General features: G+C 65.0%; 19 protein-coding genes. 15 read left to right on the top strand and 4 right to left on the bottom strand.

The genetic code is table 11. The features are described 5' to 3' along the window. From QCM77_RS24860 to QCM77_RS24890, 7 genes are all read left to right on the top strand, one after another. A partial coding sequence (locus QCM77_RS24860) for a hypothetical protein (RefSeq protein ID WP_279685262.1) occupies positions 1-481 on the top strand: 481 nt, incomplete at its 5' end. A 171-nt stretch (positions 482-652) separates the two neighbouring features. Next, positions 653-853, top strand: coding sequence for a hypothetical protein (locus tag QCM77_RS24865; RefSeq protein WP_279659970.1), 201 nt, complete (start codon positions 653-655; stop codon positions 851-853). Between the two features lie 57 nt (positions 854-910). After that, positions 911-1,561: a hypothetical protein gene (locus QCM77_RS24870; RefSeq protein ID WP_279685263.1), complete on the top strand. Its 651-nt coding sequence runs from the start codon at positions 911-913 to the stop codon at positions 1,559-1,561. A 1,181-nt stretch (positions 1,562-2,742) separates the two neighbouring features. Next, positions 2,743-3,738: an NAD(P)H-dependent flavin oxidoreductase gene (locus QCM77_RS24875; RefSeq protein WP_279685264.1), complete on the top strand. Its 996-nt coding sequence runs from the start codon at positions 2,743-2,745 to the stop codon at positions 3,736-3,738. 25 nt (positions 3,739-3,763) lie between these two features. Next, positions 3,764-4,732: a zinc-binding dehydrogenase gene (locus QCM77_RS24880; RefSeq protein WP_279685265.1), complete on the top strand. Its 969-nt coding sequence runs from the start codon at positions 3,764-3,766 to the stop codon at positions 4,730-4,732. A 221-nt stretch (positions 4,733-4,953) separates the two neighbouring features. Further along, a complete protein-coding gene (locus QCM77_RS24885; RefSeq protein WP_279685266.1) occupies positions 4,954-6,327 on the top strand; it encodes a cation-efflux pump in 1,374 nt (457 codons plus the stop codon). Positions 6,328-6,554: 227 nt separating this feature from the next. Beyond that, entirely contained in the window at positions 6,555-8,885 is a 2,331-nt protein-coding gene (locus QCM77_RS24890) for a PAS domain-containing sensor histidine kinase (protein WP_279659975.1), read from the top strand. Positions 8,886-8,888: 3 nt separating this feature from the next. Here QCM77_RS24890 and QCM77_RS24895 read toward each other — a convergent pair whose 3' ends face one another. Then, complete coding sequence (locus tag QCM77_RS24895) at positions 8,889-9,782, bottom strand: LysR family transcriptional regulator (protein WP_279685267.1); 894 nt, start codon at positions 9,780-9,782, stop codon at positions 8,889-8,891. 223 nt (positions 9,783-10,005) lie between these two features. Here QCM77_RS24895 and QCM77_RS24900 point away from each other — a divergent pair, with 223 nt between their 5' ends. The 5 genes from QCM77_RS24900 to QCM77_RS24920 are packed head-to-tail and all read left to right on the top strand — an operon-like array spanning position 10,006 to position 15,974. Continuing rightward, positions 10,006-10,482 carry a formate dehydrogenase subunit gamma gene (locus QCM77_RS24900; protein WP_279685268.1) on the top strand — a complete coding sequence of 159 codons (477 nt, stop codon included), beginning with the start codon at positions 10,006-10,008 and terminating at the stop codon, positions 10,480-10,482. Beyond that, positions 10,479-12,035 carry a formate dehydrogenase beta subunit gene (locus QCM77_RS24905; RefSeq protein WP_279685269.1) on the top strand — a complete coding sequence of 519 codons (1,557 nt, stop codon included), beginning with the start codon at positions 10,479-10,481 and terminating at the stop codon, positions 12,033-12,035. The genes QCM77_RS24900 and QCM77_RS24905 overlap by 4 nt, the downstream gene beginning before the upstream one ends. Before the next feature lie 10 nt (positions 12,036-12,045). Next, entirely contained in the window at positions 12,046-14,919 is a 2,874-nt protein-coding gene (gene fdhF, locus QCM77_RS24910) for a formate dehydrogenase subunit alpha (RefSeq protein ID WP_279685270.1), read from the top strand. Between the two features lie 4 nt (positions 14,920-14,923). Next, positions 14,924-15,751 (top strand): formate dehydrogenase accessory sulfurtransferase FdhD, encoded by an 828-nt coding sequence (gene fdhD / locus QCM77_RS24915; RefSeq protein ID WP_279659980.1) that lies wholly within the window; start codon positions 14,924-14,926, stop codon positions 15,749-15,751. Further along, positions 15,741-15,974: a formate dehydrogenase subunit delta gene (locus QCM77_RS24920; protein ID WP_279659981.1), complete on the top strand. Its 234-nt coding sequence runs from the start codon at positions 15,741-15,743 to the stop codon at positions 15,972-15,974. Before fdhD ends, QCM77_RS24920 begins: the two co-directional genes overlap by 11 nt. Here QCM77_RS24920 and QCM77_RS24925 read toward each other — a convergent pair. Both QCM77_RS24925 and QCM77_RS24930 read right to left on the bottom strand, forming a co-directional pair. Continuing rightward, the gene (locus QCM77_RS24925) at positions 15,931-18,918 is read right to left on the bottom strand and encodes a bifunctional [glutamine synthetase] adenylyltransferase/[glutamine synthetase]-adenylyl-L-tyrosine phosphorylase (protein WP_279685271.1); all 2,988 of its coding nucleotides are present in this window, start codon (positions 18,916-18,918) and stop codon (positions 15,931-15,933) included. The two genes, QCM77_RS24920 and QCM77_RS24925, sit on opposite strands and share 44 nt — an antisense overlap. Beyond that, positions 18,915-20,375 carry a sensor histidine kinase gene (locus QCM77_RS24930; protein WP_279685272.1) on the bottom strand — a complete coding sequence of 487 codons (1,461 nt, stop codon included), beginning with the start codon at positions 20,373-20,375 and terminating at the stop codon, positions 18,915-18,917. The genes QCM77_RS24925 and QCM77_RS24930 overlap by 4 nt, the downstream gene beginning before the upstream one ends. Positions 20,376-20,656: 281 nt before the next feature. Here QCM77_RS24930 and QCM77_RS24935 point away from each other — a divergent pair, with 281 nt between their 5' ends. From QCM77_RS24935 to QCM77_RS24945, 3 genes are all read left to right on the top strand, one after another. Next, entirely contained in the window at positions 20,657-21,226 is a 570-nt protein-coding gene (locus QCM77_RS24935; protein ID WP_279685273.1) for a DUF4102 domain-containing protein, read from the top strand. Between the two features lie 90 nt (positions 21,227-21,316). Then, complete coding sequence (locus QCM77_RS24940; RefSeq protein WP_279685274.1) at positions 21,317-21,910, top strand: site-specific integrase; 594 nt, start codon at positions 21,317-21,319, stop codon at positions 21,908-21,910. Between the two features lie 437 nt (positions 21,911-22,347). Beyond that, complete coding sequence (locus QCM77_RS24945) at positions 22,348-23,145, top strand: hypothetical protein (protein WP_279685275.1); 798 nt, start codon at positions 22,348-22,350, stop codon at positions 23,143-23,145. 362 nt (positions 23,146-23,507) lie between these two features. Here the strand turns inward: QCM77_RS24945 and QCM77_RS24950 are convergent, their stop codons facing one another. Next, a complete protein-coding gene (locus tag QCM77_RS24950; RefSeq protein WP_279685276.1) occupies positions 23,508-24,317 on the bottom strand; it encodes an acyl-CoA acyltransferase in 810 nt (269 codons plus the stop codon). Positions 24,318-24,327 lie beyond the last annotated feature (10 nt).

A 24,327-nucleotide genomic window follows, 5' to 3' on the forward strand; every position in this document is an offset into this window, starting at 1 on the left:
CCCCAAGACCCCTCACCCCAACACACGCCTGTCTTTCCCTTTTGCCATCACGCTTCTGCTCATCACAGCGGGCCTCTCCTGGTGGGGATGGTATGAATTCATCCGCTCGCCCTATCTCAGCCACGGGTTCATGACCCTCGATCTGCAATTCAGGCTTCCGGCCGGCACTATCCTGCCAGACGCCAAGGACGACGTGCGGATCGAAGTGGAGGAAGCGCAGAGACATGCGACCGCCGGACCGGCCGCGAATTGGCGCGCCCATGAAGGCGACCGCCCGGCGATCATCGCCTCCGCCTCGCTGACGTACAAGACGCGCCACCGCGCCGTTAGCCTGACGCTCCCGGGCCTTCCAACGCAAAGCTGGCCGATCGATCTTCCCTCCGATCCCGACCCGACGCCCGGCTATTCGCCCTGGCGCGCTGCGAGCGAACCATCACCTACGAAGATCGAGATGCAATTCCGGCTGAGCGCCGACCGCTGACGAGTGCGCGGCGCAGCTTCGAAACATTCAGACACATCACATCTGCGCGCGCCCGGCAGATGCCGCCAACATGTCCCGCGCGCGCCGCACTGTGGACGCATTCCGCCGCCCTTCTGTGAGGCGTGTCTGGGGGCACGGCGGTGCCGTGTTTGGACCAAACTTTCTAGGGGTATGACTGTGAAGAAGATTGTAATTGTCGTGGGTGCTACGCTTGCTCTGGTGACGGCCGCGAACGCTGCGGATCTGCCGCGTCGCCAGCCCGTTCCCGTCTATTCGGAGCAAGCGCCGATCGGCAAGATGCCGATTGGCAAGAGCCCGATTGGTAAGGCCCCGATCGGCAAGGCGCCCGGCCCCGTCGCGGCGCGCTACTGACGCGCAGCGAAATACGCGCAGAATCTGCGTGAGTGGCCGACAGTCCGGGGGCACAGCGTGACGAACAAACCTGATCGATCGGGATCCTGCATCCTCGCGGGATTCGCCCTCGCGGCGATGCTCGCGTGCACGACACTCTCGGCCTCGGCCCACGAAGCGAACAAGCGCGTTGCCGACGCAAATGCGCTTGTCCCGGCCGACACCGGCTCGCGACCGGCGCCGCCATCGACGCGGCGCGCGGTCGCGCGCGCGGAGAAAGGCCCGTACTTTGTCGACTTCCGCGCCCGCACGGCCGCGAGCTGGGGCCATGCCTTCGTCTGGTACGGCAAGACCAGCGAGCGCGCCGTCGAGGTCGCGGGCCTGACGCCGTCCGGCGACACTCTTGCTTACGTGCTCGGCCACCTGACCTGGGTGCCGGCGGAGACCGGTGCGAGCTACGGCGATCTCGATCCCGACTATCTGACCGCGAACTACCGCGTCTATTTGAACGAAGCCGACGCCAAGCGCGTGTTCGCCTATATCAAGAAACTGCAGGCGAGCTCGCCGGTCTGGAACGCCGAGACCACCAATTGCACCGGCTTCATCGGCGACATCGCCGAGTACATGGGATTGAAGGTCCCGTACCGCTGGCAACGCCCGGAAAACTTCGTCAACAGCCTCAAGGACATGAACGGCGGCCGCCAGATGGTGCGGCTGTCGGCGGAGTAGCGGCGGTCACAATCGCTGTCATTGCCCGCGAAGGCGGGCAATCCAGTATTCGGAGACAGCGAGGCTGGAATCGAGGAGCCGCGACGTACTGGATACTCCCGCCTGTCGCCTACGCTAAAAGCTTCGGCGCCCCTGGACCTCAACCTCGGCGAAGCCTTGGCGTAGCCGGGTCGCGGGGTATGGCGACGGAATTGAGGAAGCACCTTGCCCGTCGGGCAAAACACCTCGCGCAAATTCCCACCCTCGCTTGTCAACCCGCCGCGCCAAAAATATTCCGCTTTACCGAAATTCTGATTTACCGTACACACGAACCACCCTGGCCCGAGACAAGGGGCGGATCGCGATCGTCACGAACTGCGGGCTGGGGTGCGATGGACGCGACGGCGTCGGGCGCGATCGGAATTGCAGGGCGGCTCTTGCCGTGAGCAGTTGCTCTCGCGCTTACGACACGATGCCGACAGCGTGTTCGCATGGCTTCGGGCGCGAGCACACGCCAGCTCTCGAAGTCCCAGCGAGGACGTGCGCGGACGGCCAAGTCGTGTGGTCCTGACGCCCGAATCCGGCGTCAAGTCTCGTGGTGGCGCTCTCTGCCCGACCGGGCGGTCGCCAGCAATCCGCGAGGCGACGGGGGCAATAGGGCTCGACTCCCCGGGGAGAGCGCGAAGTAAGCCGTAAACCATCGCGCAGGGAAGGCCGGGCGTTCGGCTGACCTGTGGTCCACCCCGTGTGCATTTTTTGGCGCACGGACCTTGCGGGTGCCAGCCGGCGCCCGGCCTTCCCTGCGCCCTTGTCACGACGAGGGCGACGCGATCGGGCAAAGCTCGGGCGAAATGCGCCGCGAGGAGGCGAAGGTGTGCTCATTTCAATGCACGTATCAACAGACGCTCTCGTGCCCCGGACGCAGCGCAGCGTCCCTTCGACGGTTCGCTGCAGAGCCGGGGCCCATCTTTCAGAGCGCTCGCTGGGCATGGGTCCCGGCTCTGCGCCGCAACGCTAAGAGGCGTTGCAGCGCGTCCGGGACAAGAGCCCGCCTCAATTATCCGCCCTGCGGAATCCCCCCACTCCTCGCATGATCGCCCCGCCTCCACCGCACGCCCTCCCAATAGACTTTTCCCGACCCGGGCGGCATCCTGCCGGCCATCAACCGATAAAAGAGCGCCACGAAGGCGGGGAAACAGAACATGTTGCAGACACGGTTCACCAAGCTCGTCGGCGTCGAGCACCCGATCGTCCAGGGCGGCATGCAATGGGTCGGGCGTGCCGAGCTGGTCGCCGCCGTCGCCAATGCCGGCGCGCTCGGGTTCATCACGGCGCTGACCCAGCCGACGCCGGAGGACCTCAGGAAGGAGATCGCGCGCTGCCGCGACCTCACCGACAAGCCGTTTGGCGTCAACCTCACCATCCTGCCTGCGATCAAGCCGCCGCCATATGCCGAATACCGCGCCGCCATCATCGAGAGCGGCATCACGGTGGTCGAAACCGCCGGCAACAAGCCGCAGGAGCATGTCGACGAGTTTAGGAAGCACGGCGTCAGGGTCGTGCACAAATGCACCAGCGTCCGTCACGGGCTCTCGGCCGAGCGCATGGGCGTCGACGCCATCTCGATCGACGGGTTCGAATGCGCCGGCCACCCCGGCGAGGACGACACCCCTGGCCTGATCCTGATCCCGGCCGCCGCCAACAAGATCAAGATCCCGATGATCGCTTCCGGCGGCTTCGCCGACGCCCGCGGCCTCGTCGCCGCGCTGGCGCTGGGCGCCGAAGGCATCAACATGGGCACGCGTTTCATGGCGACCAGGGAGAGCCCGATCCACCAGCTCATCAAGGAGAAGATCGTCGCCAACGACGAGCGCGAGACCGAGCTGATCTTCCGCACCATGCGCAACACCTCGCGCGTCGCCAGGAACGAGATCTCGACCAAGGTCGTTGCGATGGAGAAGGAAGGCGCCAAGTTCGAGGACATCCGCGAGCTCGTCGCCGGCCCCCGCGGCAAGATGGTCTATGCGACCGGCAACTCGGACGAAGGCATCTGGTCGGCCGGACAGGTGCAGGGCCTGATCCAGGACATCCCGAGCTGCGCCGAGCTCGTCTCCCGTATCGTGCGCGAAGCGGAGGCCATCATCCGCAGCCGGCTCGAAGGCATGATCGTTCATCCGACGGCGCAAGCTGCGGAATAATCACTGCAAGAAGCGAGAGCAATTCATGAAGGCTTACGTCTACGGCCCTGATGGCGCTACAATTTCCGACGTCGTTCAACCAAAACCTGAAGGCACGCAGGTGCTGGTCCGGGTCCGCGCCTGTGGCCTCAATCGCGCCGACACAGGCATGCGCAAGGGCCACGCCCATGGCGCCGCCGGCGGCACCGGCACCGTGCTCGGCATGGAATGGGCCGGCGAGGTCGCCGAGCTCGGACCGGATGCCAAGGGCGTGAAGGTCGGCGACCGCATCATGGGCTCGGGCGGCGCGGCGTTTGCCGAATACACGCTGGCCGATCACGGCCGGCTGTTCCGCGCGCCCTCGAACATGAACTTCGAGGACGCCGCCACCCTGCCCGTCGCGCTCGCGACCATGCACAACGCCGTCGTCACCATCGGCGGCGTGCAGCCCGGGCAGGCCGTGCTGATCCAGGGCGCAAGCTCCGGCGTCGGCCTGATGGCGATGCAGATCGCCAAGCTCAAGGGCGCCAGGCTCGTGATCGGCTCCTCGACCGATGCCGCTCGCCGCGGCCGACTGAAGGAGTATGGCGCCGATCTCGCGGTCGATTCCTCCGACCCCAAATGGGTCGACGAGGTGCTCAAGGCGACCGGCGGCGATGGCGTCGACCTCATCGTCGACCAGGTCTCGGGCAAGGTCGCCAACCAGAACCTCGCCGCGACCAAGGTCAAAGGCCGTATCGTTAATGTCGGCCGGCTCGGCGGCACCCATGCCGATTTCAACTTCGACCTGCACGCGGCGCGCCGCATCGACTATGTCGGCGTCACCTTCCGCACCCGCACCATCGAAGAGGTCCGCGAGATTTTCGAGGAGGTCCGCAAGGACATCTGGGCCGCGGTCGAGTCGCGAAAACTGCAGCTGCCGATCGACAGGGTGTTTGCTTTCGACGACATCGACAAGGCATTCGAGCACATGGAGGCGAACAAGCACCTCGGCAAGATCGTCGTGACGGTGTGAGGCGCCTTGAGGCGTGGGGCGCTGCGAAGCGAGAGCGACAGGACGCTCCTCTCTCCGTCGTCATGGCCGGCTTGACCCGGCCATCCACGTCTTCGCCACTCCGAAGAACGTGGATGCCCGGGACAAGCCCGGGCATGACGGGTCCCGCTCCTGCAAATCACTAGCGACTACACCTGTGGATCGTCGCTTGATGTTCACCCATGGGCTGCTAAATCCCGGTCATGACAGCCCAACACGACAAGACCTCGGTCGCGGCGATCTCGATCTTCGCCAGCGGCGGCATGGCGGCGGCCAAGTTCGCGGTCGGGATCGCGATCGGCTCGCTGGCGCTGATCTCCGAGGCGCTGCATTCCTCGATCGACCTGGTCGCCACCATCATCACCTGGGCGGTGGTGCGGGTGTCCGACAAGCCGGCGGACCACGAGCACCATTACGGCCACGGCAAGCTGGAAAGTATCTCCGCGCTCGGCGTCACCGCCCTGCTCTACGTGCTCGCCGGCGGAATCCTGGTCGAGTCCTACAGCCGGCTGCGCGAGGGAACCGCGCCGCCGACCATTTCGGCCGTACCGTTCGTGGTGCTGGTGATCGACATCGTCGTCAATCTCTGGCGCGCCCGCGCCCTGCACCGCGCCGCGCGGGAGACGCGAAGCCAGGCGCTCGCCGCCGACGCGCTGCATTTCGCCTCCGACGTGATGGGCTCATTCGCCGTGATCATCGGCCTGATCCTCGCCGCCCTCGGCTTCTGGTGGGGCGACGCGGCTGCAGCCGCCGCGGTCGCCGTGATGATCGCCCTGCTCGGCCTGCGCATGGCCGGCTCGACCGTGCAGACGCTGGTCGACCGCGCCCCTGAAGGCGCGCATGAGACCGCCACGGCCGCGATCCGCAGCGTGCCGGGCGTGATCGGCGTCGAGCGGCTACGCGTGCGCATGGTCGGTGCCACCATGTTTATCGATACCATCGCGAAGGTGCCGCGCACTTACCCCATCGATCGGGTCGAGGACATCAAGCGCAACGCGCAAGCAGCCGTCGAGAAGGCCTTCGGCGATACCGACCTCACCTTCACTGCGGTCCCCGTCGCGCGCGACAACGAGACCGTGCGCGATCGCATCATGGTGATCGCGCATAATACGGGACTAGCCATCCACCACGTCACGGTGCACGATCTCGGCGGCAAGCTGATCGTCAGCATCGACCTCGAGGTCGACGCCGGAATGCAGCTCGACGCCGCCCACGACGTCGCCAACACGCTGGAGCGCAACATCCAGGAGGAGTTCGGCGCGGACGTCGAGGTCGACGTCCACATCGAGCCGCTGGAACCGGAACTGCCGTTCGGGATCAACGCCGCGCCGGAACGGGTGCAGACCATCGCCGCCGCTCTGACGGAATATGCCGCCAGCGGCGAGATCCACGACATCCACAATGTCCGCGTCCGCAACACCGACGCCGGCGAGATCGTCAACTTCCACTGCCGCGCCGAGCCGTCGATGAGCGTGATCAAGGTGCACGAGCATGTCGACGCGATCGAGCGCGCGCTGCGGCGCGCGTTCCCCAGCGTGAAACGCGTGATCAGTCACGCCGAACCGCCGCGCGCGTGACAGAGAATGTGCGAGGAGTCACACGTTCCCGTTTCGGACTCGCCGCGCACGTGAGTTTGCGGACGCGCGATGCGCAAACTGCGCGTTGGATAAGAATAAATTCGCGTTAACGATTCGTTGACTCTCGACAGCCCGCGAAAACTGGATTCAAATCGGGCATGATTCGGAAGCGATGTGGGGCTGCTTCCGAGCTTCAGTTGCAAGCAGGTTTCCAGGGGGCCTAAGGCATGTCGCGTGCAGACGCCGCGAACGCGTGCGTCCAATCCGATTCGATCAAAGGATTGGCGCAATCGATCGCGAAACCTGCCTATCATCGGCTCCTGATCGCGGAGCCGGCGCTGCGCCGCGCCGTGCCGACGCTCATCATCGCGTTCCTGATCACGATCTGTCTCGGCGCATTCGTGCAGGTCGTCGATCAGACGCGCCAGAAGCGGCTGGTGATCCGCCGCGACATCTCGGCACTCGCCGACCTGCTCGCCGAGCGCATCGACCGCCTCACCTCCGCGCGACAGGAACGGCTGAAGAACATCGAGAGCCTGCCGACGCTGCTGCCCGACTTCATTCCGTCCTGGGGCACTGCCTCGGGCCGCCATGTCATCGTCACCTCGGCCGGAATCGATCGCCGCATCCTCGCCCGCATCCCGGTCGACAGCGATCCCTCCGGCAACGACCGTCTGCTCGACGCGATCACGACCGCGCAACTGCTCGCGGCGCCGCCGCGCGACGGCAACATCTCCGAGATGACGCTGCCGAACGGCAACGCCGCGATCGCGACCTCGCGGCAGATCAAGTCGCTGCCCGGCTTCGTCACCGTGATCCAGGAGCGCAACGAGCCGATCTGGGGCTCGGACGCCGCGCTCTCGGTGACGCTGTCGGCCACCACCGGCTTCGTCGTCCTGATCCTCGGCTTCGCCTTCCACTGGCAGTCCACCCGAGCCCGCGAAGGCGACCTGATCAACGACGCCGTGCGCGGCCGGATCGACACCGCGCTCAACCGCGGCCGCTGCGGGCTGTGGGACTGGGACCTGTCGCGCGGCCGCATCTTCTGGTCGCAGTCGATGTTTTCGATGCTCGGCCTCGACGGCCGCAACGAGCTCCTCACCTTCGGCGAGGTCAACGCGCTGGTGAAGTCCGACGACATCGACCTGTTCGAGATCGCCGACCAGCTCATCTCCGGGAAGATCGACCACATCGACCAGACCTTCCGCATGCAGCATGTCGACGGCCACTGGATCTGGCTCCGCGTCCGCTGCGAAAAGACCAGCGGCGCGACCGACTCCAGCGTTCACCTGATCGGGATCGCCGTCGACATCACCGAGCAGAAGAGCCTTGCCGAGCGGACCGTGGAAGCCGATTTGCGCCTGCGCGACGCGATCGAGACCATTCCCGAAGCCTTCGTGCTGTGGGACGCGAGCGACCGCCTGGTGCTCTGCAACTCGCACTTCCAGCGGCTGCACAAGCTGCCCGACTCAGCCGTCATCCCCGGCACCTCCTACGAGACCGTGCTCGAGGTCGGCCGCATGCCGGAGGTGCGCACCCGCCACAACGAGACCGCGAGCCAGGGGCCTGGCGCGCGCACCTTCGAGGCGCAGCTCGACGACGGCAGCTGGCTGCACATCAGCGAGCGCCGCACCAAGGACGGCGGCTACGTCTCGGTCGGCACCGACATCACCCGCATCAAGGAGCACGAGCAGAAGCTGGTCGACAACGATTTGCGCCTGCGCGCCACCGTCATCGACCTGAAGCGCTCGCAGGCAGCCCTGGAGCGCCAGGCGGGCGAGCTCGCCGATCTCGCCGAGAAATACCAGCGCGAGAAGACCCGCGCCGAGGAAGCCAACCAGACCAAGTCGAAATTCCTCGCCAATATGAGCCACGAGCTGCGCACGCCGCTGAACGCGATCATCGGCTTCTCCGAGATCATGGGCTCGGGCATGTTCGGCGAACTCGGCTCGGAAAAGTACCAGGAATACTGCCACGACATCCTGACCAGCGGGCATTACCTGCTCGAAGTCATCAACGACATCCTCGACATGTCCAAGATCGAGGCCGGCCGCATGAAGCTCGACATGGAAGAGCTCGACCTGGCGCAGACGCTGGCGGAATCCTTGCGGGTCGTCACCGGCCGCGCGCAGGACAAGCACCTGACGCTCGACGCCGACATCGCAAAATCCATCGCCGTCGTCGCCGACCGCCGCGCCACCAAGCAGATCATCGTCAACCTGCTCTCCAACGCCGTGAAGTTCACGCCGGACGGGGGACGCATCGTGGTGCGCAGCCGGCAGTTCGACGACAGGATCGTGCTGATGATCGCCGACACCGGCATCGGCATCGCGCCGCATTCGCTGGCGCGGCTCGGCCGCCCCTTCGAGCAGGTCGAGAGCCAGCTCACCAAGACCTATCACGGCTCGGGACTGGGGCTTGCGATCGCCCGCTCGCTGGCGCAGCTCCATGGCGGCTCGATGCGGCTGCGCTCCAAGCTCGAAGTCGGCACCGTCGTGCGCGTGACCCTGCCCCGCGACGCGATCAAGGCGGCGTCCGGGATATCGGCGGCGGCCTGAATCCTACATTTGCAGCGACGGCGCGACTTCCCGCGCGACATTGACCAGCGCCGCAATCAGCGGCGTCATCGGATCACGCTGCGGGATCACCATGCCGATGCTGTAATTGACATCGGGATCGGTGATCGGGATCGAGCGCACCGTATCGGAAAGGCCGAGCGTCTCGGCAAGCTTGGCCGGCATCACGCTGGCCCAGCGTCCCGTCTTCACATGCGTGAACAGCACGAGCAGCGAATTCGAGGTCAAGGTCGGCGTCGCCTCCGCGCCGACCGAACGTAACGCACGGTCGATGATCCGGCGGTTCTGCATGTCGGGCGTGAGCAGGCACAGCGGCACTTGCCCGACCTCCTCCCACGTCACCGTCTCCCGATCGCCGAACATTCCATCCGGCGCGGTGAGCAGACGATAGCTCTCGTTGTAGAGCGGAATGGTGCGCACCTTGCCGATCGGCTCGTTCTCGATATAGGTCAGCCCCGCATCCACCTCGAGATTCTCGAGCAGCCCCAGCACCTCGGACGAGGTGGTGGACCGGATACTGAAGCGCACCTCGGGATGCCTGGCGCGGAACGGCGTCGTCAGCGCGGCGACCATGCCGAGCACGGTCGGGATCGCGGCAATACGGATCTCGCCGGAGAGCTGATGCTTCAGCCCGTTGATCTCGTCACGCATCGCGCGGGCATCGCCCACGATCCGACGGGCCCAATCCAGCGCCCGCTCGCCTTCCGGCGTAAAACCCTGGAAGCGGGAGCCGCGCTGGACCAGCATCACGCCGAGGATCTCCTCGAGCTGCTTGAGCCCGGTCGACATCGTCGGCTGCGTCACGCCGCAGACCTCCGCCGCGCGTCCGAAATGCCGCTCCTTCGCCAGCGCCAGCAGCAGTTCAAGCTTGTCGAGCAACCGGTCATCTCCTCGGATTGTGTGGTGGCATACAAGCTAGCATGCCCTCCCCCTCCCAACACGTAAAAACCGCCCGGCGGACGGCTTCAATTGCAATTTCAAATCGACTGATCGCCATCGGAAATCGATCGGAATTCGCAATCGCAGCATGAGACAGCTTTATTGATCTTCGAATGATTCCAAATAGTTTGCGATGAGCAGACGCTCTGGTTGAGAACGAAGAATGACAGCGGTTTACGAACCTTGGGACGAAACGCGCGGCGCCGACGTCATCGCCGAACACAGCAAGCAGGAAGGCGCGACGCTGGTGATCCTGCACGCGCTCCAGGAGGCGTTCGGCTACGTGACGGAGGCAGCCATTCCCATGGTGGCGCAGGCGCTCAATCTGTCGCGCGCCGAAGTGCATGGCGTGTTCACGTTCTACCATGATTTCCGCCACAAGCCGGCCGGCCGCCATGTGCTGAAACTCTGCCGCGCGGAGGCCTGTCAGGCGGCGGGCGGCGATGCGCTGGCTGCGCGTGCCGAGGCGAAGCTCGGCGTGTCGCTCGGCAGCACCACGGCCGATAACCGCGTCACGCTGGAGCCGATCTACTGCCTTGGCCTGTGCGCGACCGCGCCGTCCGCGATGCTCGACGGCCGGCTCATTGGCCGGCTCGATGAAAAGCGTATCGATGCGCTTGTCGCGGAGGCGCAGCGATGAAGATGCGGATATTCGTCCCCCGCGATGCGGCTGCAATCGCCGTCGGCGCCGATGATGTAGCTACGGCGCTCGAACAGCTCGCGGCACCGCGCGGCCTGCCGATCGAAATCGTCAGGACCGGCTCGCGCGGGCTTTGCTGGCTGGAGCCGATGATCGAGGTGGCGACCCCCGGGGGCCGCGTCGCGTATGGTCCGGTCGGCCCGGAGGATGTTGCTTCCGTGTTCGATTCGATGGTGAGCAATGGATCCCATCCCCTGCGGCTTGGCGCCGCGGACGAGATCCCCTGGCTGAAGCGCCAGACCCGCCTGACCTTCGCGCGCTGCGGCGTGATCGACCCGCGCTCGCTCGACGACTACCGCGCCCATGGCGGCTACAAGGGCCTCGAACGCGCGCTGTCGCTCGGCTCGGAAGCCATCCTCAATGAAGTGACGGCGTCCGGCCTGCGCGGCCGCGGCGGCGCCGGCTTCCCGACCGGCATCAAGTGGAAGACGGTCGCGCAGGCGAAGGCCGACCGCAAGTTCATCGTCTGCAACGCCGACGAAGGCGACAGCGGCACCTTCGCCGACCGCATGATCATGGAAGGCGATCCCTTCCTCGTCATCGAGGGCATGACGACCGCCGGCCTCACGGTCGGCGCGACCAAGGGCTACATCTACATCCGCAGCGAATATCCGCACGCCGTCGAGGCGATGAACGCGGCCATCGCCGCGGCTCGACGCGGCGGCTATCTCGGCGACAAGATCGGCGGCTCCGCATACAGCTTCGATCTCGAAGTACGCGTCGGCGCCGGCGCTTACGTTTGCGGCGAAGAGACCTCGCTGCTGGAAAGCCTCGAAGGCCGCCGCGGCCTCGTGCGCGCAAAGCCGCCGCTGCCCGCGCATCACGGCCTGTTCGGCAAGCCGACCGTCATCAACAACGTGCTGTCGTTCGCCGCCATCCCCTTCATCCTGGCCGAGGGCGCCAGGGCCTATGCCGATTTCGGCATGGGTCGCTCGCGCGGCACGATGCCGATCCAGCTCGCCGGCAACATCCGCCAAGGCGGGCTGTTCGAGACCGCGTTCGGCGTGACGCTCGGCGAGCTCGTCGACGACATCGGCGGCGGCACGTTCACGGGCCGTCCGGTCCGCGCGGTGCAGGTCGGCGGTCCCTTGGGCGCCTACTTCCCGCGCGCGTTGTTCGACACGCCATTCGACTACGAGGCCTTCGCCGCGCGCGACGGCCTGATCGGCCATGGCGGCATCGTCGTGTTCGACGACGGGGTCGACATGCGCAAGCAGGCGCGTTTCGCCATGGAATTCTGCGCCATCGAATCCTGCGGCAAGTGCACGCCGTGCCGGATCGGTTCGACCCGCGGCGTCGAGACCATCGAGAAAATCATCAACGGCGAGCGCGTGAGCGAAAACCTCGCACTCGTCGAAGACCTCTGCAACACCATGAAATTCGGATCGCTCTGCGCGCTCGGCGGCTTCACGCCCTATCCCGTGCTCAGCGCATTGAAGCACTTCCGGGATGATTTCATCCCGGCCCCGACCACGCTTCAGGCCGCGGAATAGGAGAACGACAATGTCTCTGATCGAAGAAATCGACTTCGGCACGCCGCGCTCGAAATCGGAAACGATGGTAACGCTGACCATCGACGGCAACCAGGTCACGGTGCCCGAGGGCACTTCGATCATGCGGGCGGCGATGGACGCCGGCCATCAGATTCCAAAACTCTGCGCGACCGACATGGTCGACGCATTCGGCTCGTGCCGTCTTTGCGTCGTCGAGATCGAGGGCCGCGCCGGCACGCCGGCCTCCTGCACCACGCCTGTCATGGCCGGTCTGGTCGTGCACACCCAGAGCGAACGTCTGAAGAAGCTGCGCAAGGGCGTGATGGAGCTCTACATCTCCGACCATCCGCTCGACTGCCTCACCTGCGGTGCCAACGGGGATTGCGAGTTGCAGGACATGGCCGGCGCCGTGGGCCTGCGCGACGTGCGTTACGGCTATGACGGCGAGAACCACGTCTTCGCCAAATCCAATGGCGAGATCAACGCCGCCTGGATGCCGAAGGACGAGTCCAATCCCTATTTCACCTACGATCCCTCCAAGTGCATCGTCTGCTCGCGCTGCGTGCGCGCCTGCGAGGAGGTGCAAGGCACCTTCGCGTTGACGATCTCCGGCCGTGGCTTCGACAGCCGCGTCTCGCCCGGCATGAGCGAAAGCTTCCTCGGCTCCGAATGCGTCTCCTGCGGCGCCTGCGTGCAGGCCTGCCCGACTGCGACGCTGACCGAGAAATCCGTGATCGAGATCGGCCAGCCCGAACACTCGGTCGTCACCACCTGCGCCTATTGCGGCGTCGGCTGCGCCTTCAAGGCCGAGATGCGCGGCGAGGAAGTCGTCCGCATGGTGCCCTACAAGGACGGCAAGGCCAATCGCGGCCATTCCTGCGTCAAGGGCCGCTTCGCCTGGGGTTACACCAACCACAAGGAACGCATCCTCAACCCGATGATCCGCGAGCGGATCGAGGATCCCTGGCGTGAAGTCTCATGGGATGAAGCGTTCTCGTTCGCCGCGACCAGGATGCGCGGCATCCAGAAGAAATACGGCCGCGACGCCATCGGCGGCATCACCTCGTCCCGCTGCACCAATGAAGAAACCTATCTGGTGCAGAAGCTGATCCGCGCCGGCTTCGGCAACAACAATGTCGACACCTGCGCCCGCGTCTGCCACTCCCCGACCGGCTATGGCCTCTCGACCACGTTCGGTACGTCTGCCGGCACGCAGGATTTCGACTCGGTCGAGGACACCGACGTCGTTGTCGTCATCGGCGCCAACCCCGCTTCGGCCCACCCGGTGTTCGCCTCCCGTCTGAAGAAGCGGCTGCGCCAGGGCGCCAAGCTGATCGTGATCGATCCGCGCCGCACCGAGATGGTGGAATCGCCGCACGTGAAGGCGCTGCATCTGCCGCTGATGCCCGGCACCAACGTTGCGGTGATGACGGCGCTGGCGCATGTGATCGTCACCGAAGGCCTCGTCAACGAACCCTTCGTGCGCGAGCGCTGCGACTGGAGCGAGTTCGAGGAATGGGCGGCGTTCGTCGCCCAGCCGAACAACAGCCCGGAAGCCACCGCAATCCTCACCGGCGTCGATCCGAAGGATCTGCGCGAAGCAGCGCGCGTCTACGCCACCGGCGGCAACGGCGCGATCTATTACGGTCTCGGCGTCACCGAGCACAGCCAGGGTTCGACCACCGTGATCGCGATCGCCAACCTCGCGATGGTCACAGGCAATATCGGCCGTCCCGGCGTCGGCGTGAACCCGTTGCGCGGCCAGAACAACGTGCAGGGCTCCTGCGACATGGGTTCGTTCCCGCACGAGCTCCCCGGCTACCGCCACATCTCGGGCGATGCCGTGCGCGACCAGTTCGAGGCGCTGTGGAACGTCAAGCTCAACCCCGAGCCGGGCCTGCGCATTCCCAACATGTTCGACGCCGCGGTCGAAGGCACGTTCATGGGGATCTACGTGCAGGGCGAGGACATCCTGCAATCCGATCCCAACACCAAGCATGTTGTGGCCGCACTGTCGGCAATGGAATGCGTCATCGTCCATGACCTCTTCCTGAATGAGACCGCGAACTACGCCCATGTGTTCCTGCCGGGCTCCAGCTTCCTCGAGAAGGACGGCACCTTCACCAACGCCGAGCGCCGCATCCAGCGCGTCCGCAAGGTGATGACGCCGAAGAACGGCCTCGCCGACTGGGAGGTCACCATCGGCCTCGCCAAGGCCATGGGCTTCGAGATGACCTACAGCCATCCTTCCGAGATCATGGACGAGATCGCGGCGCTGACCCCGACATTTGCCGGCGTCTCCTACGCCAAGCTCGACGAGCTCGGCTCGGTGCAGTGGCCCTGCAACGAGACGGCGCCCGAGGGCACGCCGGTGATGCACATCGACGGCTTCGTCCGCGGCAAGGGCAAATTCGTCGTCACCGAGTATATCGCGACCGACGAACGCACCGGCCCGCGCTATCCGCTGCTGCTCACCACGGGCCGCATCCTCAGCCAGTACAATGTCGGGGCGCAGACCCGGCGCACCGAGAACGTGGTCTGGCATGCCGAGGACCGGCTGGAGATCCATCCGCACGATGCCGAGCAGCGCGGCGTGCGCGATGGCGACTGGGTGCGGCTGAAGAGCCGGGCCGGCGAGACCACGCTGCGTGCGGAGATCACCGATCGCGTCGCGCCGGGCGTCGTCTACACCACCTTCCACCATCCGGACACGCAGGCCAACGTCATCACGACCGACTATTCGGACTGGGCGACCAACTGCCCCGAATACAAGGTCACGGCGGTGCAGATCTCGCCGTCGAACGGCCCGTCCGACTGGCAGAAGGCCTACGACGCGCAGGCGCGGCACTCCCGACGCATCGCGCCGGCCGAGGCCGCGGAGTAGCGGCATGCACGTTCCAGTCCAGGCCATCGACCGCGAGATCTGGCGCGACGGTGTCGCGTCCGAAGGGGCGCGGCTGATCCCGGAGGAGACGCCGCTGGCGCTGACCTACAATGGCGGCACCTATGCCGTCATGATGGGGACGCCGCAGAACCTCGAAGACTTCGCGGTCGGCTTCAGCCTGGACGAAGGCATCATCGGATCGGTCGACGACATCAAGTCGCTCGAAATGGTCCGCCTCGACGACGGCATCGAGCTGCGCATGTGGCTGGCGTCGGAAGATGCCGCGCGCATCGGCGAGCGCCGCCGCCACATCGCCGGCCCGACCGGCTGCGGCATTTGCGGCATCGACTCGATTGCCGAAGCCGTGCGGCCTGCGGCCGTCGTGCCGCAGGGACAGGCGTTTACGCCCGAGCAGATCATGGCGGCGATGCAGGCCATCGCACCGCTGCAATCGATCAATTTGCAAACCCGCGCCGTTCACGCCGCCGCGTTCTGGTCGCCTGCCGGAGGTATCGTCGCGCTACGCGAGGATGTCGGCCGCCACAATGCGCTCGACAAGCTCGCCGGTTCGCTGGCTCGCAGCCGCACGGCTGCAAGCGGCGGCATCGTGCTGCTGACGAGCCGCGTCTCGGTCGAGATGGTGCAGAAGACCGCCGCCATCGGCGCGCCGGTGATGGTCGCCGTCTCTGCGCCGACCGCGCTCGCGGTGCGCACCGCGGAGGTCGCCGGCATCACGCTGATTGCCATTGCCCGCCAGGACGGGTTCGAAGTGTTTTCGCATGGCGGCCGGGTTGCCGCCCGTCATGCCACGGAGGTTGCCGATGTCGCCTGACCGCCTGATCTACATGGCCAACCAGATCGGCACGTTCTTCCGGAGCCAGGGCCACGACAAGGCCGTGCCGGGGATCGCCGACCACATCAGGAAGTTCTGGGATCCGCGGATGAAGCGCGCGATCTTCGCCCATCTCGATGCCGGCGGCGCGGGCCTGGAGCCGAACGTGCGCGAGGCGCTCACCTCGCTGAAGCCGGCGACGTCCCTTCCAGCAGCGCCCTGAAGACGCGGCGCACCTCGCTCTGCGTCTCCTTCACGCGCGCCTCCAGCGAGGAGAAATCCGGCGCGTCGCCGGCGCGTGCCATCACGCGCAGGAGGTCGGTGCCCGCGGTTTCCGGCTTGAAGCGGTCGCTGACGCAGAGTCGCAGGATCTGCGTCAGGTCGTGATAGAGCCGCGCCGCGGCACGCAATATCTCAGTCTCCGATTGTGCGAGCACGCCGAGCCGACATGCATTTTCCAGCACCTGCGTGGTGCCGACGTCGAGAATTTCCGGCTTCTCGTGCGCATGCACGAGCTGGAGATATTGCGCGATGAAGTCGATGTCGACCATGCCGCCGGCGGCATATTTGAGATCCCAGCAATCGGCCTCGCCCTTCTCCTGGGCGATCGCGCGCCGCATGTCGGCGACGTCGTTGGCGGTGATTGCGGGATCGCGGCGGCGGGTCAGGACATCGCGGACGACGCGCTCGATCCGTTGCCGGAATTCGGGCGAAGCCGACACCACGCGCGCGCGCGTCAGCGCCATGTGCTCCCAGGTCCAGGCCTCGTTGGCCTGGTAGTCCGCGAAGGAGAGGAGGCTCGAGGCCACGGGGCCCGCACGCCCCGAGGGACGCAGCCGCATGTCGATCTCATAGAGCACGCCGTAATTGGTACGCGTCGTGAAGGCGCTGATCAGGCGCTGGGTGAGGCGGGCGAAATAGTGGGCACCTTGCAGTGACTTCGCACCGTCGGAGTCCGGGTTGTCGCTGTCGAAATCGTAGAGCAGGATCAGGTCGAGATCGGACGACGCCGTCATCTCGCGGCTGCCGAGCCGGCCCATCGCGATGATCGCGGTCTCCTGCCCCTTGATCCGGCCGTGCTGGGCGGCAAAGCGGTCGGCGACGAGGCCGTGCACGGTATGAACGATGCCTTCGGCGACGTCGGCGAACGCCGTGCTCGCCTGCTGCGCCGAGACGGTGCCGGACAGGATGCGCGTGCCGATCAGGAACAGGCTCTCCTGCCCGAACAGGCGCAGGCGGTCGAGGAACTCTTCGTACGAGCCGGCATCCTGTACCGTCGTCGCGAGCCGCCCCGACAATTCCTGCCTGTCGGGCATGGCGCCGAAGAAGCGCGGATCGATCAGGCCGTCCATGAGCTGCGGCTGCCGTGCCAGCGTGTCGCCGAGCCGCGGTGCCGCACCCAGGACCAGCGCCACGAGCGCAACGAGATCGCGGTTCTGGCCGAGCAGCGTGATCAGCCGGCCGCCGCGCTGAAGCGCCCCAAGGAAATGATCGAACGCCACGACGGCCCGATCCGGCTCCTCGGCATGAGCGAGACCGTCGATCAGGGCCGGCACGAATTCGACGAAGGCGGTTAGCGTCGCCTCATTGCGGAACACGCGATAGTCGCCGGTGATCCAGTCACGCACGGTCTGCGCGACGGCGGCAGGCTTCTTGAAGCCGAGCGTCGCCAGGTGCTGAAGCAGCCGCGGATCGTCGGGACCCGCACTGTAGTCAAGCGCCGGCAGCTTGGCCGAGCCGGTGGGATCGTCGCCCTCGAACAGTTTTTCGTAGTGGCCCTGGACGATCTCGAGCTGGCGCAAGAGGTCGCGGGCAAAGGCCTCGCGATCCGGATAGCCGAAGAACCAGGCGAAACGCTCGAGCGCATCCTTGTCCTCGGGCAGCGTGTGGGTTTGCTCGTCGGCGATCATCTGGAGGCGATGCTCGACCCGGCGCAGGAATTGGTACGCCGTGGCCAGTTCGTCGCGCGCCGCGAACGTGATCCAGTTGCTGGAAGCGAGCACGCCGAGCGCGGCGAGCGTCGGCCGCAGGCGCAGCTCGGGATGGCGGCCGCCGGCGATCAATTGCTGGGTCTGGGCGAAGAACTCGATCTCGCGGATTCCGCCGCGCCCGACCTTCACGTTATGCCCTTCGACCGCCACCTCGCTCTGGCCGCGATAGGTCTGCATCTGCCGCTTCATGTCGTGAACGTCGGCAAGCGCGGCGAAGTCGAGATGCTTGCGCCAGACGAAGGGCGCGATCTCCGCGAGCAGCGCCTCCCCCGCTTTGGGATCGCCGGCGCAGGCTCGCGCCTTGATCATCGCGGCGCGCTCCCAGGTACGCCCTTCCCGCTCGTAATAATTCAGCGCGGCGTCGCGCGAAATCGCCACCTGCGTCGAGGATGGATCGGGACGCAGGCGCAGATCGACGCGGAAGACGTAGCCGTCATAGGTGCGCTGCTGGAGAATGCGTGCCATCCCCTGCGTCACCCTCACGAAGAATGGCTGGGGCTCGATATCCGCGGCCAGCGTCGTGTTGTCGGGATCGAAGAACACGATGAGATCGATGTCGCTGGAATAATTCAGCTCGCCTGCGCCCATCTTGCCCATCGCAAGCACGATCAGCCCGCAGCCCTCCTCCGGCGCCTCGGGATTGGGCGGCGAGAGCTTGCCACGTGCGGCTTCCTGCCGCAGGAGGTATTGAAGCGCCGCCTGCACCGAGGACACCGCGACCTCGGTGAGGGCCGCGGTCACCCGCATCACCGGCCAGACCCCACCGATGTCGCACAGGGCGGTCAGGAGCGCGGCCTCCGCCTTCATACGGCGAAGCAGCCGCATCACCTCGGCTTCGTCGGATGCCGCGAACACCGCGCCGCTCGCCTCCGCGATCAGCGTGGCGAGATGCGGATCCGGATCGCATTGCAGCAGCCGGATCAGGCGCTGCGGATCAGCGCGCACCAGCTCGAACAGATAAGGCGAGAATTCCGCGATGCCGGCCAGGATGTCCCGCGAGAAGGGATGGGCCAGCAGCACTTCAAGACGGGCGCATTGCGCGGGCTCGAGCCCGGCCAGCCAGCTTTCAAAACGTCCTTGGTCGATTGCGGAAGCGGCAATATGGGGAGCCTCCGCGAAACGTGCGGCCAGGCTCTCACCATGCTTGTCCGCGTTTCCCGGCGCGGAGTGGTTCATGCCACCTTCTGTGGCACATCCTGCATTGGCGGAGCAACCCTGTCGCCGGCCCCCGCGCGCGCCGGCAGCACCAGCGTGGCGACGAGACCGGGCTGGGCGTGACCCAGCCTCAACTCACCGCCATGCAATGTCGCGACCGCCGAGGCGAGACTGAGGCCGAGGCCGGATCCTGGCAGCGTGCGACTCGCTTCCAGCCGCACGAATCGTTCCACGACATGCTTGCGGTCGGCTTCGGGGATGCCGGGACCGCGATCGGTGACGCTGAGCAGCACCTGATCGCCCTCGCGCCTCGATTCGATCGTGATCTGCCTGCTGTCCATGCTGACCACGGTTCCGGCCGACTGCGCGACCGGCTTGCCGTATTTGATCGCATTCTCGACAAGATTGGCGAGGGCCTGGCTGATCAATTCGCGATTGGCGTGAACCGGCGTCGGCTCGCACCTGACCTTCAAGGTCATGCCGTCGTCTTCGGCCAGCGGCTCGTAGAGCTCGTGGATGCCGTTGGCGACGGCGGCGGCGTCGAAATCATCCATGTTGCCGCGCGCCTGTCCGGACTCGGCGCGCGCGATCATCAGAAGCGCGTTGAAGGTGCGGATCAGCCCGTCGGATTCCTCGATGGTCCGTTCCAGCGCGGCGCGGTAATCGGCCTCGCAGCCCGATTTCGCCAGGGCCTCTTCGGCGCGGTTGCGCAAGCGCGTCAGCGGCGTCTTGAGATCGTGGGCGATGTTGTCCGAAACCTCCTTCAGCCCCGCCATCAGCGCCTCGATCCGCTCCAGCATCGCGTTGAGGTTTTCAGCGAGGCGATCGAGCTCGTCACCACTGCGTCCCACCGGCAGGCGCTCGCTGAGATCGCCGGTCATGATGCGATGAGCGGTGCCGCTCATCGCATCGATGCGCCTGAGCACGCGGCGCGCCACGAAAATGCCGCCGCCAAGGCCGAGCACCACCACGATCAGGATCGACCATTGCGCCGCCTTCGCCACGATGCCGAACAGCCGCCGCCGCTCGTCGAGGTCGCGGCCGATCAGAAGGCGGAAACCGTTTTCGAGTTCGGTGACGCGCACCAGCGCGCGATGATCGCGCTCGTCCGCATCCTCGATCCGCCGGTAGGCCGTTTCGGTCCAGCCTCGCGTCGCCATCACGCCCGGCGCCAGCGAGCCGACATTGCCGGCGATCGCCTGCCCGGTCGGCGTGGTCACGAGATAGAGGTTGGCGCCCGGACGCAGCGCCCGGTACTCGATCGCGAGCACGAGTCCGCGCAAGCCACGGCGGCCGTAGATTTCGTTGATCTCCGAGGTTTCGGCATTGACCGTCTGCGTGATCTCCTCGGTGATCAGCCGCCGCGTATTCCAGGCGAAATAGGCGAGCAGCGAGGCCGCGAACATCGCGAACAGCAGCAAGTAGACCAGCGTCAGCCGGAATGCCGTGGTGCGGACGAGTTTACCGAATGCCGTCACGGGTCATGTTCCAATCTGAGCACTTCGTCTGCTACCACTGACCGTCGTCACTGCTTTATTTCCTTTTATTTTCAATGTATTATCTGCATCTGCAGTCGTCTGACATCGTTGAAAATCGCCGAACGTCGGCCGGTTTTGGCGAAAAACTGGTAAGTTGGCGCCCTCTCCCTTCTGAAGTATCCGTGACGGCAATACATCCAAAACAGGTGGATTTTGGAACAGCTGACCGTCACGACGGAGCATCCGTGACGGTAAGTGGTAAGCGGAAGGGGAACGTTAAAGTGGCACTCAATTCGAACCAAGTTAAATCCCTGCAACCTGGCGTTCATGCGGACGGTGGGGGGCTTTATCTGGTGGTGCGCGACAGCGGTGATCGGGTGTGGGCCTTCCGCTTCACCGACCTCGAGGGCAAGCGGGCGCAGATGGAGTTCGCCAGGGCTGGCGACCGCGACGGCGCAAGCGGTGACGTTCTAACCCTAAGCAGCGCGCGCGAAAAGGCGCGCGACTATAAGGTCGCGTTGAAGCGCGAGGGCATCGATCCGCGCGTCAAGAAGCGCGGCACCGCTCAGGGCAGCAAGACGCTCAAGGAGTTTGCCGAGGAGCAGTATCCTGGTTGGTGCCAAGGGCTGTCCGAAGAGGAGTTGAAGCAGTGGCAGCGCTCCATCCGGGACGTGCCGAGCCTGCACGACAAGAAACTCCAGGAGATCACCACCGAGCACGTGTTGGAGGCGCTCAAGGCGATCTGGACCGTGAAGCCGGTCACAGCGTCGCGGACGCGCCAGCGGATCGAGCGGCTGATGGACGCCGCCAAAGCTTTGAGACTGCGCACGGGCGAGAACCCGGCTGCATGACGCGGCAACCTCAAACATCTGCTGCCGTCGCCCCGCAAGCTGAATCGCAAGAAGGGGCATCGGTCCGCGCCGTACACGAAGATGCCGGGAATGATGACAGGGCTGCGCTATGATCCCGGCAACGCCGCGCGCTGCACAGAAGTCGGGATCCTCACTGTGTCGCGGAGCCAAGAAATCCGGCTGATGGAGTGGACGGAGCTCGACTTCGAAGCAAGGACGTGGATGGTTCCGGCTGAGAAGATGAAGATTAAGGGCGAGCTAGAGCCGAAGCCGCATCTCGCCCCGTTGTCAGATCAGGCCATCGAGATCATCCAATCGATGCCGCGCACGGATAAGTACGTGTTCCCCTCCGACCACGCGGAGGACCATCAGCCGTTCCGGGCGAACGCGCTTGTTGGGGCCATCGAGCGCACTGCTGTCAAATCCACCATGCATGGCTGCCGCACGAGCTTCCGAAATTGGGGCGCTGACAACAAGGAGCACAATTTCCGCCGCGAAGTGCTCGAGTTCTGCCTGTCACACCGTATCGGCGATGAGGCTGAACTTTCGTACTGGGACAGCGAGATGATCAAGCGACGCCGCGAGGTGCTGCAGGCGTGGGCTGACTTCATCAAGCCGCGCAAGGATACGTCGAGCGAGCAGCTACCCGAAAGAAAGCGGCAAAAGCTCAAGCTCATCGCCTAACGAGGCGCACAAGGATTTCAGCGAGCGACCTACAGCAGCTTAGTGCCGCTTTCGTTTCTCGCCGAACCTTCCATCGATCTCGCCTGGGGAGAATTTAGCCCGGTCGAGCAGGACCTGCAGCCGGACCCCCGCCGGCGTCGGCTTCTCGTTCGATAAGGTCTTCTTCCCGCTTCCACGGACGCGCAGCGGCCAGATGAAGAGTAAGGGTTCCTTCCGTAATTCTCCGGCCGTGGACATAGTTCCGCCTCTTCGGCTGGGTTAAGAACGCAGGACAGTGCAGGGATGAAAGACGATGTGACGCGCAGGTTGCATCTCATCCCTGCGAAGCTTCGTGGGCTGCACGACCATCTGCGTCCCATCGAATGTTAGCTCGCCGTAGCGCAGCTGCGCGGATCACTCTCACTTGGGTGACATTGCATTTGAAACGGAGCACCCAAATGGATTCCACGCTGGACGACAAACTCACGGAAGGGTCGTTTGCGAGCTTGGAGGAACAACTTTCGAACCTCGCGCGCGAAGCGAGGGTCACTCATTCGGACCCGCCGACCAGCATTGAGACGTTTAGTCCTCCGCCGCCAACGATTCATGAGTTGGCGGATTGGCGCTATATGGCTTTCGTCGGTTCTCTGTTGGCGGCATCCATCGGTGTTGTTGCCTGGTGGTGGTCCTCCTCCGCTCATACGGAAGCGATGGCCCCCTCAGACCCAACATCCCTGGCACAGGCCTCGCCGACTACGGTCGCCCTGTCGTCCGACTTTGCGCAGCAGCTCCAACCGATAGAGCATGATCTCGCTGCCTTGAAGCAAGCGGTCGCACAGCTCGAGATGAGGCAAGGACAATTGGTCCGCGATAATGAAAATGTCGCAAACCAACTCAAGGCGAGCCAGGCAGAAATGGTACGCAACAACAATATCATCGACCAGATCAAGGCCACCCAAATACGTGTAGAGCGCGAAAGCGAAACGGTTACCGAGCGGCTCAACGCAAATCAGGAACAACTGGCCCGCGTCATCGCCAACGCTTCGGAGCCAAAGGTGATACCTGAAGAGTCACAGGTGAACCCCGAAGAGCCAAAGGCGAGTCCCGACGAGCCAAAGCTGATGCCCGAAGTACCAGTGCCGCGTCCGCGGCAGCCGACCAACATCGCCCAGACGCACAAGCCGGCACCAACCCCGGCGCTGCCGCAAGCCAAAAAGCCGCAACCAACATCGGGATGGCCATGGCCTGTACGCTAGGGCCGTGACGTACCTGCTTTCTGCGCGCCTGATACTGTCGCGGCCCGCACCGTTGGCTAAGAACGCGATGCTTATGTCGCAGCGCCCTGCCGTGGAGATGCGCGTCGGAAATTTGCCGTCGTTCCGTATGTTGGTGGTGAGCCTCCAGTCGTTTTCGACCTTTTCCCAAACGACGCATATTTTCCGGTCACCTCCTGCAGGGTCGGTCCCTTGGCCTTCAGGGTGAGGGTCCCGATTTCGCGTGCCGCGGAAGGGCCGAGCGGCTTGACGTCAACGGTTGTGAGCTTTGGATCGCCAACTTGGCCAGCCATGCAGAGACGTCGTCCTTGTTGCACAATTCAATCCGCTTCGCGTTGATCGCTTCAATCTCGGCCTTCTGAGCCGAAGCCGGCGCGATCAATGAGATCCCGAGTGCAATCACCAGTGCTGTGCAGTGCGTGATCATCTCCCCCACTCCGATCCTGACCTTGATCGGATTCGCTCGTCGGGTTCGCGTGCCCCACGAATGCGTCGTCTGCGACGGCCGCTCCTTGCATCAATCGCGGAACAGCATCGCCTCTGCGGATTCGCATCGGCTGCAGGACGAACGGAAAGGCGCGGCCATCGGCAGCGCGGCATACCAAGCTGAGCCAGCCGTAGGCTGCGTGACGTGCAAGCAGCGCGGCGTCAGCTTCGGACAAGCCGGCGATCCCTGCGCGCCTTGCCCGACGACTTCGGCACGCATAGCCTTGGCCGGACGCGACACCGCTGGAAAACGAGAAGAACATGCCGCCGCAATAGCGGCGGAATCCCTGAGCTTCGATGGCTCGCCAAGTCCATTGCGCCGCACTGATATTGATGTGGGTGACGTCCTTGTGACGCTGCGCGACGTTGGTCAGCATCGGAGCGTAGCTGCGAAAGGCAGGTTCCACATACCAGCTGGAGAGATTGCAGCGGATGGAGGTACAGCCGTCATCGTTCCGCGCGGTGTGGATCAACAGCAGAGCGCCGACGGACGTCCCGTCATGGTCAAGCAGGTAGCCGAAGCGCGGGAAGCCTTCAGGTACATCACGCGCTGACATGCGCCGGAGTCCGTCGACCCAGTAGTCGCGCGATCGCATTGGAAAACCGTTTGCGAGAAGATCGGCGATGGCGTTAAAATCAGCTAATCCTATCTCGCGGCAACGGATCATGGTCCGAATT

The organism is Bradyrhizobium nivariense (genome assembly GCF_029846695.2).
GTDB lineage: Bacteria > Pseudomonadota > Alphaproteobacteria > Rhizobiales > Xanthobacteraceae > Bradyrhizobium.

Excerpts from the sequence above, each read along its gene's own strand:
- QCM77_RS24880 (WP_279685265.1), top strand. The coding sequence starts at position 3,764 with ATGAAGGCTTACGTCTACGGCCCTGATGGCGCTACAATTTCCGACGTC.
- QCM77_RS24875 (WP_279685264.1), top strand. The coding sequence starts at position 2,743 with ATGTTGCAGACACGGTTCACCAAGCTCGTCGGCGTCGAGCACCCGATC.
- QCM77_RS24945 (WP_279685275.1), top strand. The coding sequence starts at position 22,348 with ATGGATTCCACGCTGGACGACAAACTCACGGAAGGGTCGTTTGCGAGC.
- fdhD (WP_279659980.1), top strand. The coding sequence starts at position 14,924 with ATGCACGTTCCAGTCCAGGCCATCGACCGCGAGATCTGGCGCGACGGT.
- QCM77_RS24865 (WP_279659970.1), top strand. The coding sequence starts at position 653 with ATGACTGTGAAGAAGATTGTAATTGTCGTGGGTGCTACGCTTGCTCTG.
- QCM77_RS24890 (WP_279659975.1), top strand. The coding sequence starts at position 6,555 with ATGTCGCGTGCAGACGCCGCGAACGCGTGCGTCCAATCCGATTCGATC.
- QCM77_RS24940 (WP_279685274.1), top strand. The coding sequence starts at position 21,317 with ATGATGACAGGGCTGCGCTATGATCCCGGCAACGCCGCGCGCTGCACA.
- QCM77_RS24885 (WP_279685266.1), top strand. The coding sequence starts at position 4,954 with ATGACAGCCCAACACGACAAGACCTCGGTCGCGGCGATCTCGATCTTC.
- QCM77_RS24925 (WP_279685271.1), bottom strand. The coding sequence starts at position 18,918 with ATGAACCACTCCGCGCCGGGAAACGCGGACAAGCATGGTGAGAGCCTG.
- QCM77_RS24920 (WP_279659981.1), top strand. The coding sequence starts at position 15,741 with ATGTCGCCTGACCGCCTGATCTACATGGCCAACCAGATCGGCACGTTC.
- QCM77_RS24900 (WP_279685268.1), top strand. The coding sequence starts at position 10,006 with ATGACAGCGGTTTACGAACCTTGGGACGAAACGCGCGGCGCCGACGTC.
- fdhF (WP_279685270.1), top strand. The coding sequence starts at position 12,046 with ATGTCTCTGATCGAAGAAATCGACTTCGGCACGCCGCGCTCGAAATCG.
- QCM77_RS24905 (WP_279685269.1), top strand. The coding sequence starts at position 10,479 with ATGAAGATGCGGATATTCGTCCCCCGCGATGCGGCTGCAATCGCCGTC.
- QCM77_RS24950 (WP_279685276.1), bottom strand. The coding sequence starts at position 24,317 with ATGATCCGTTGCCGCGAGATAGGATTAGCTGATTTTAACGCCATCGCC.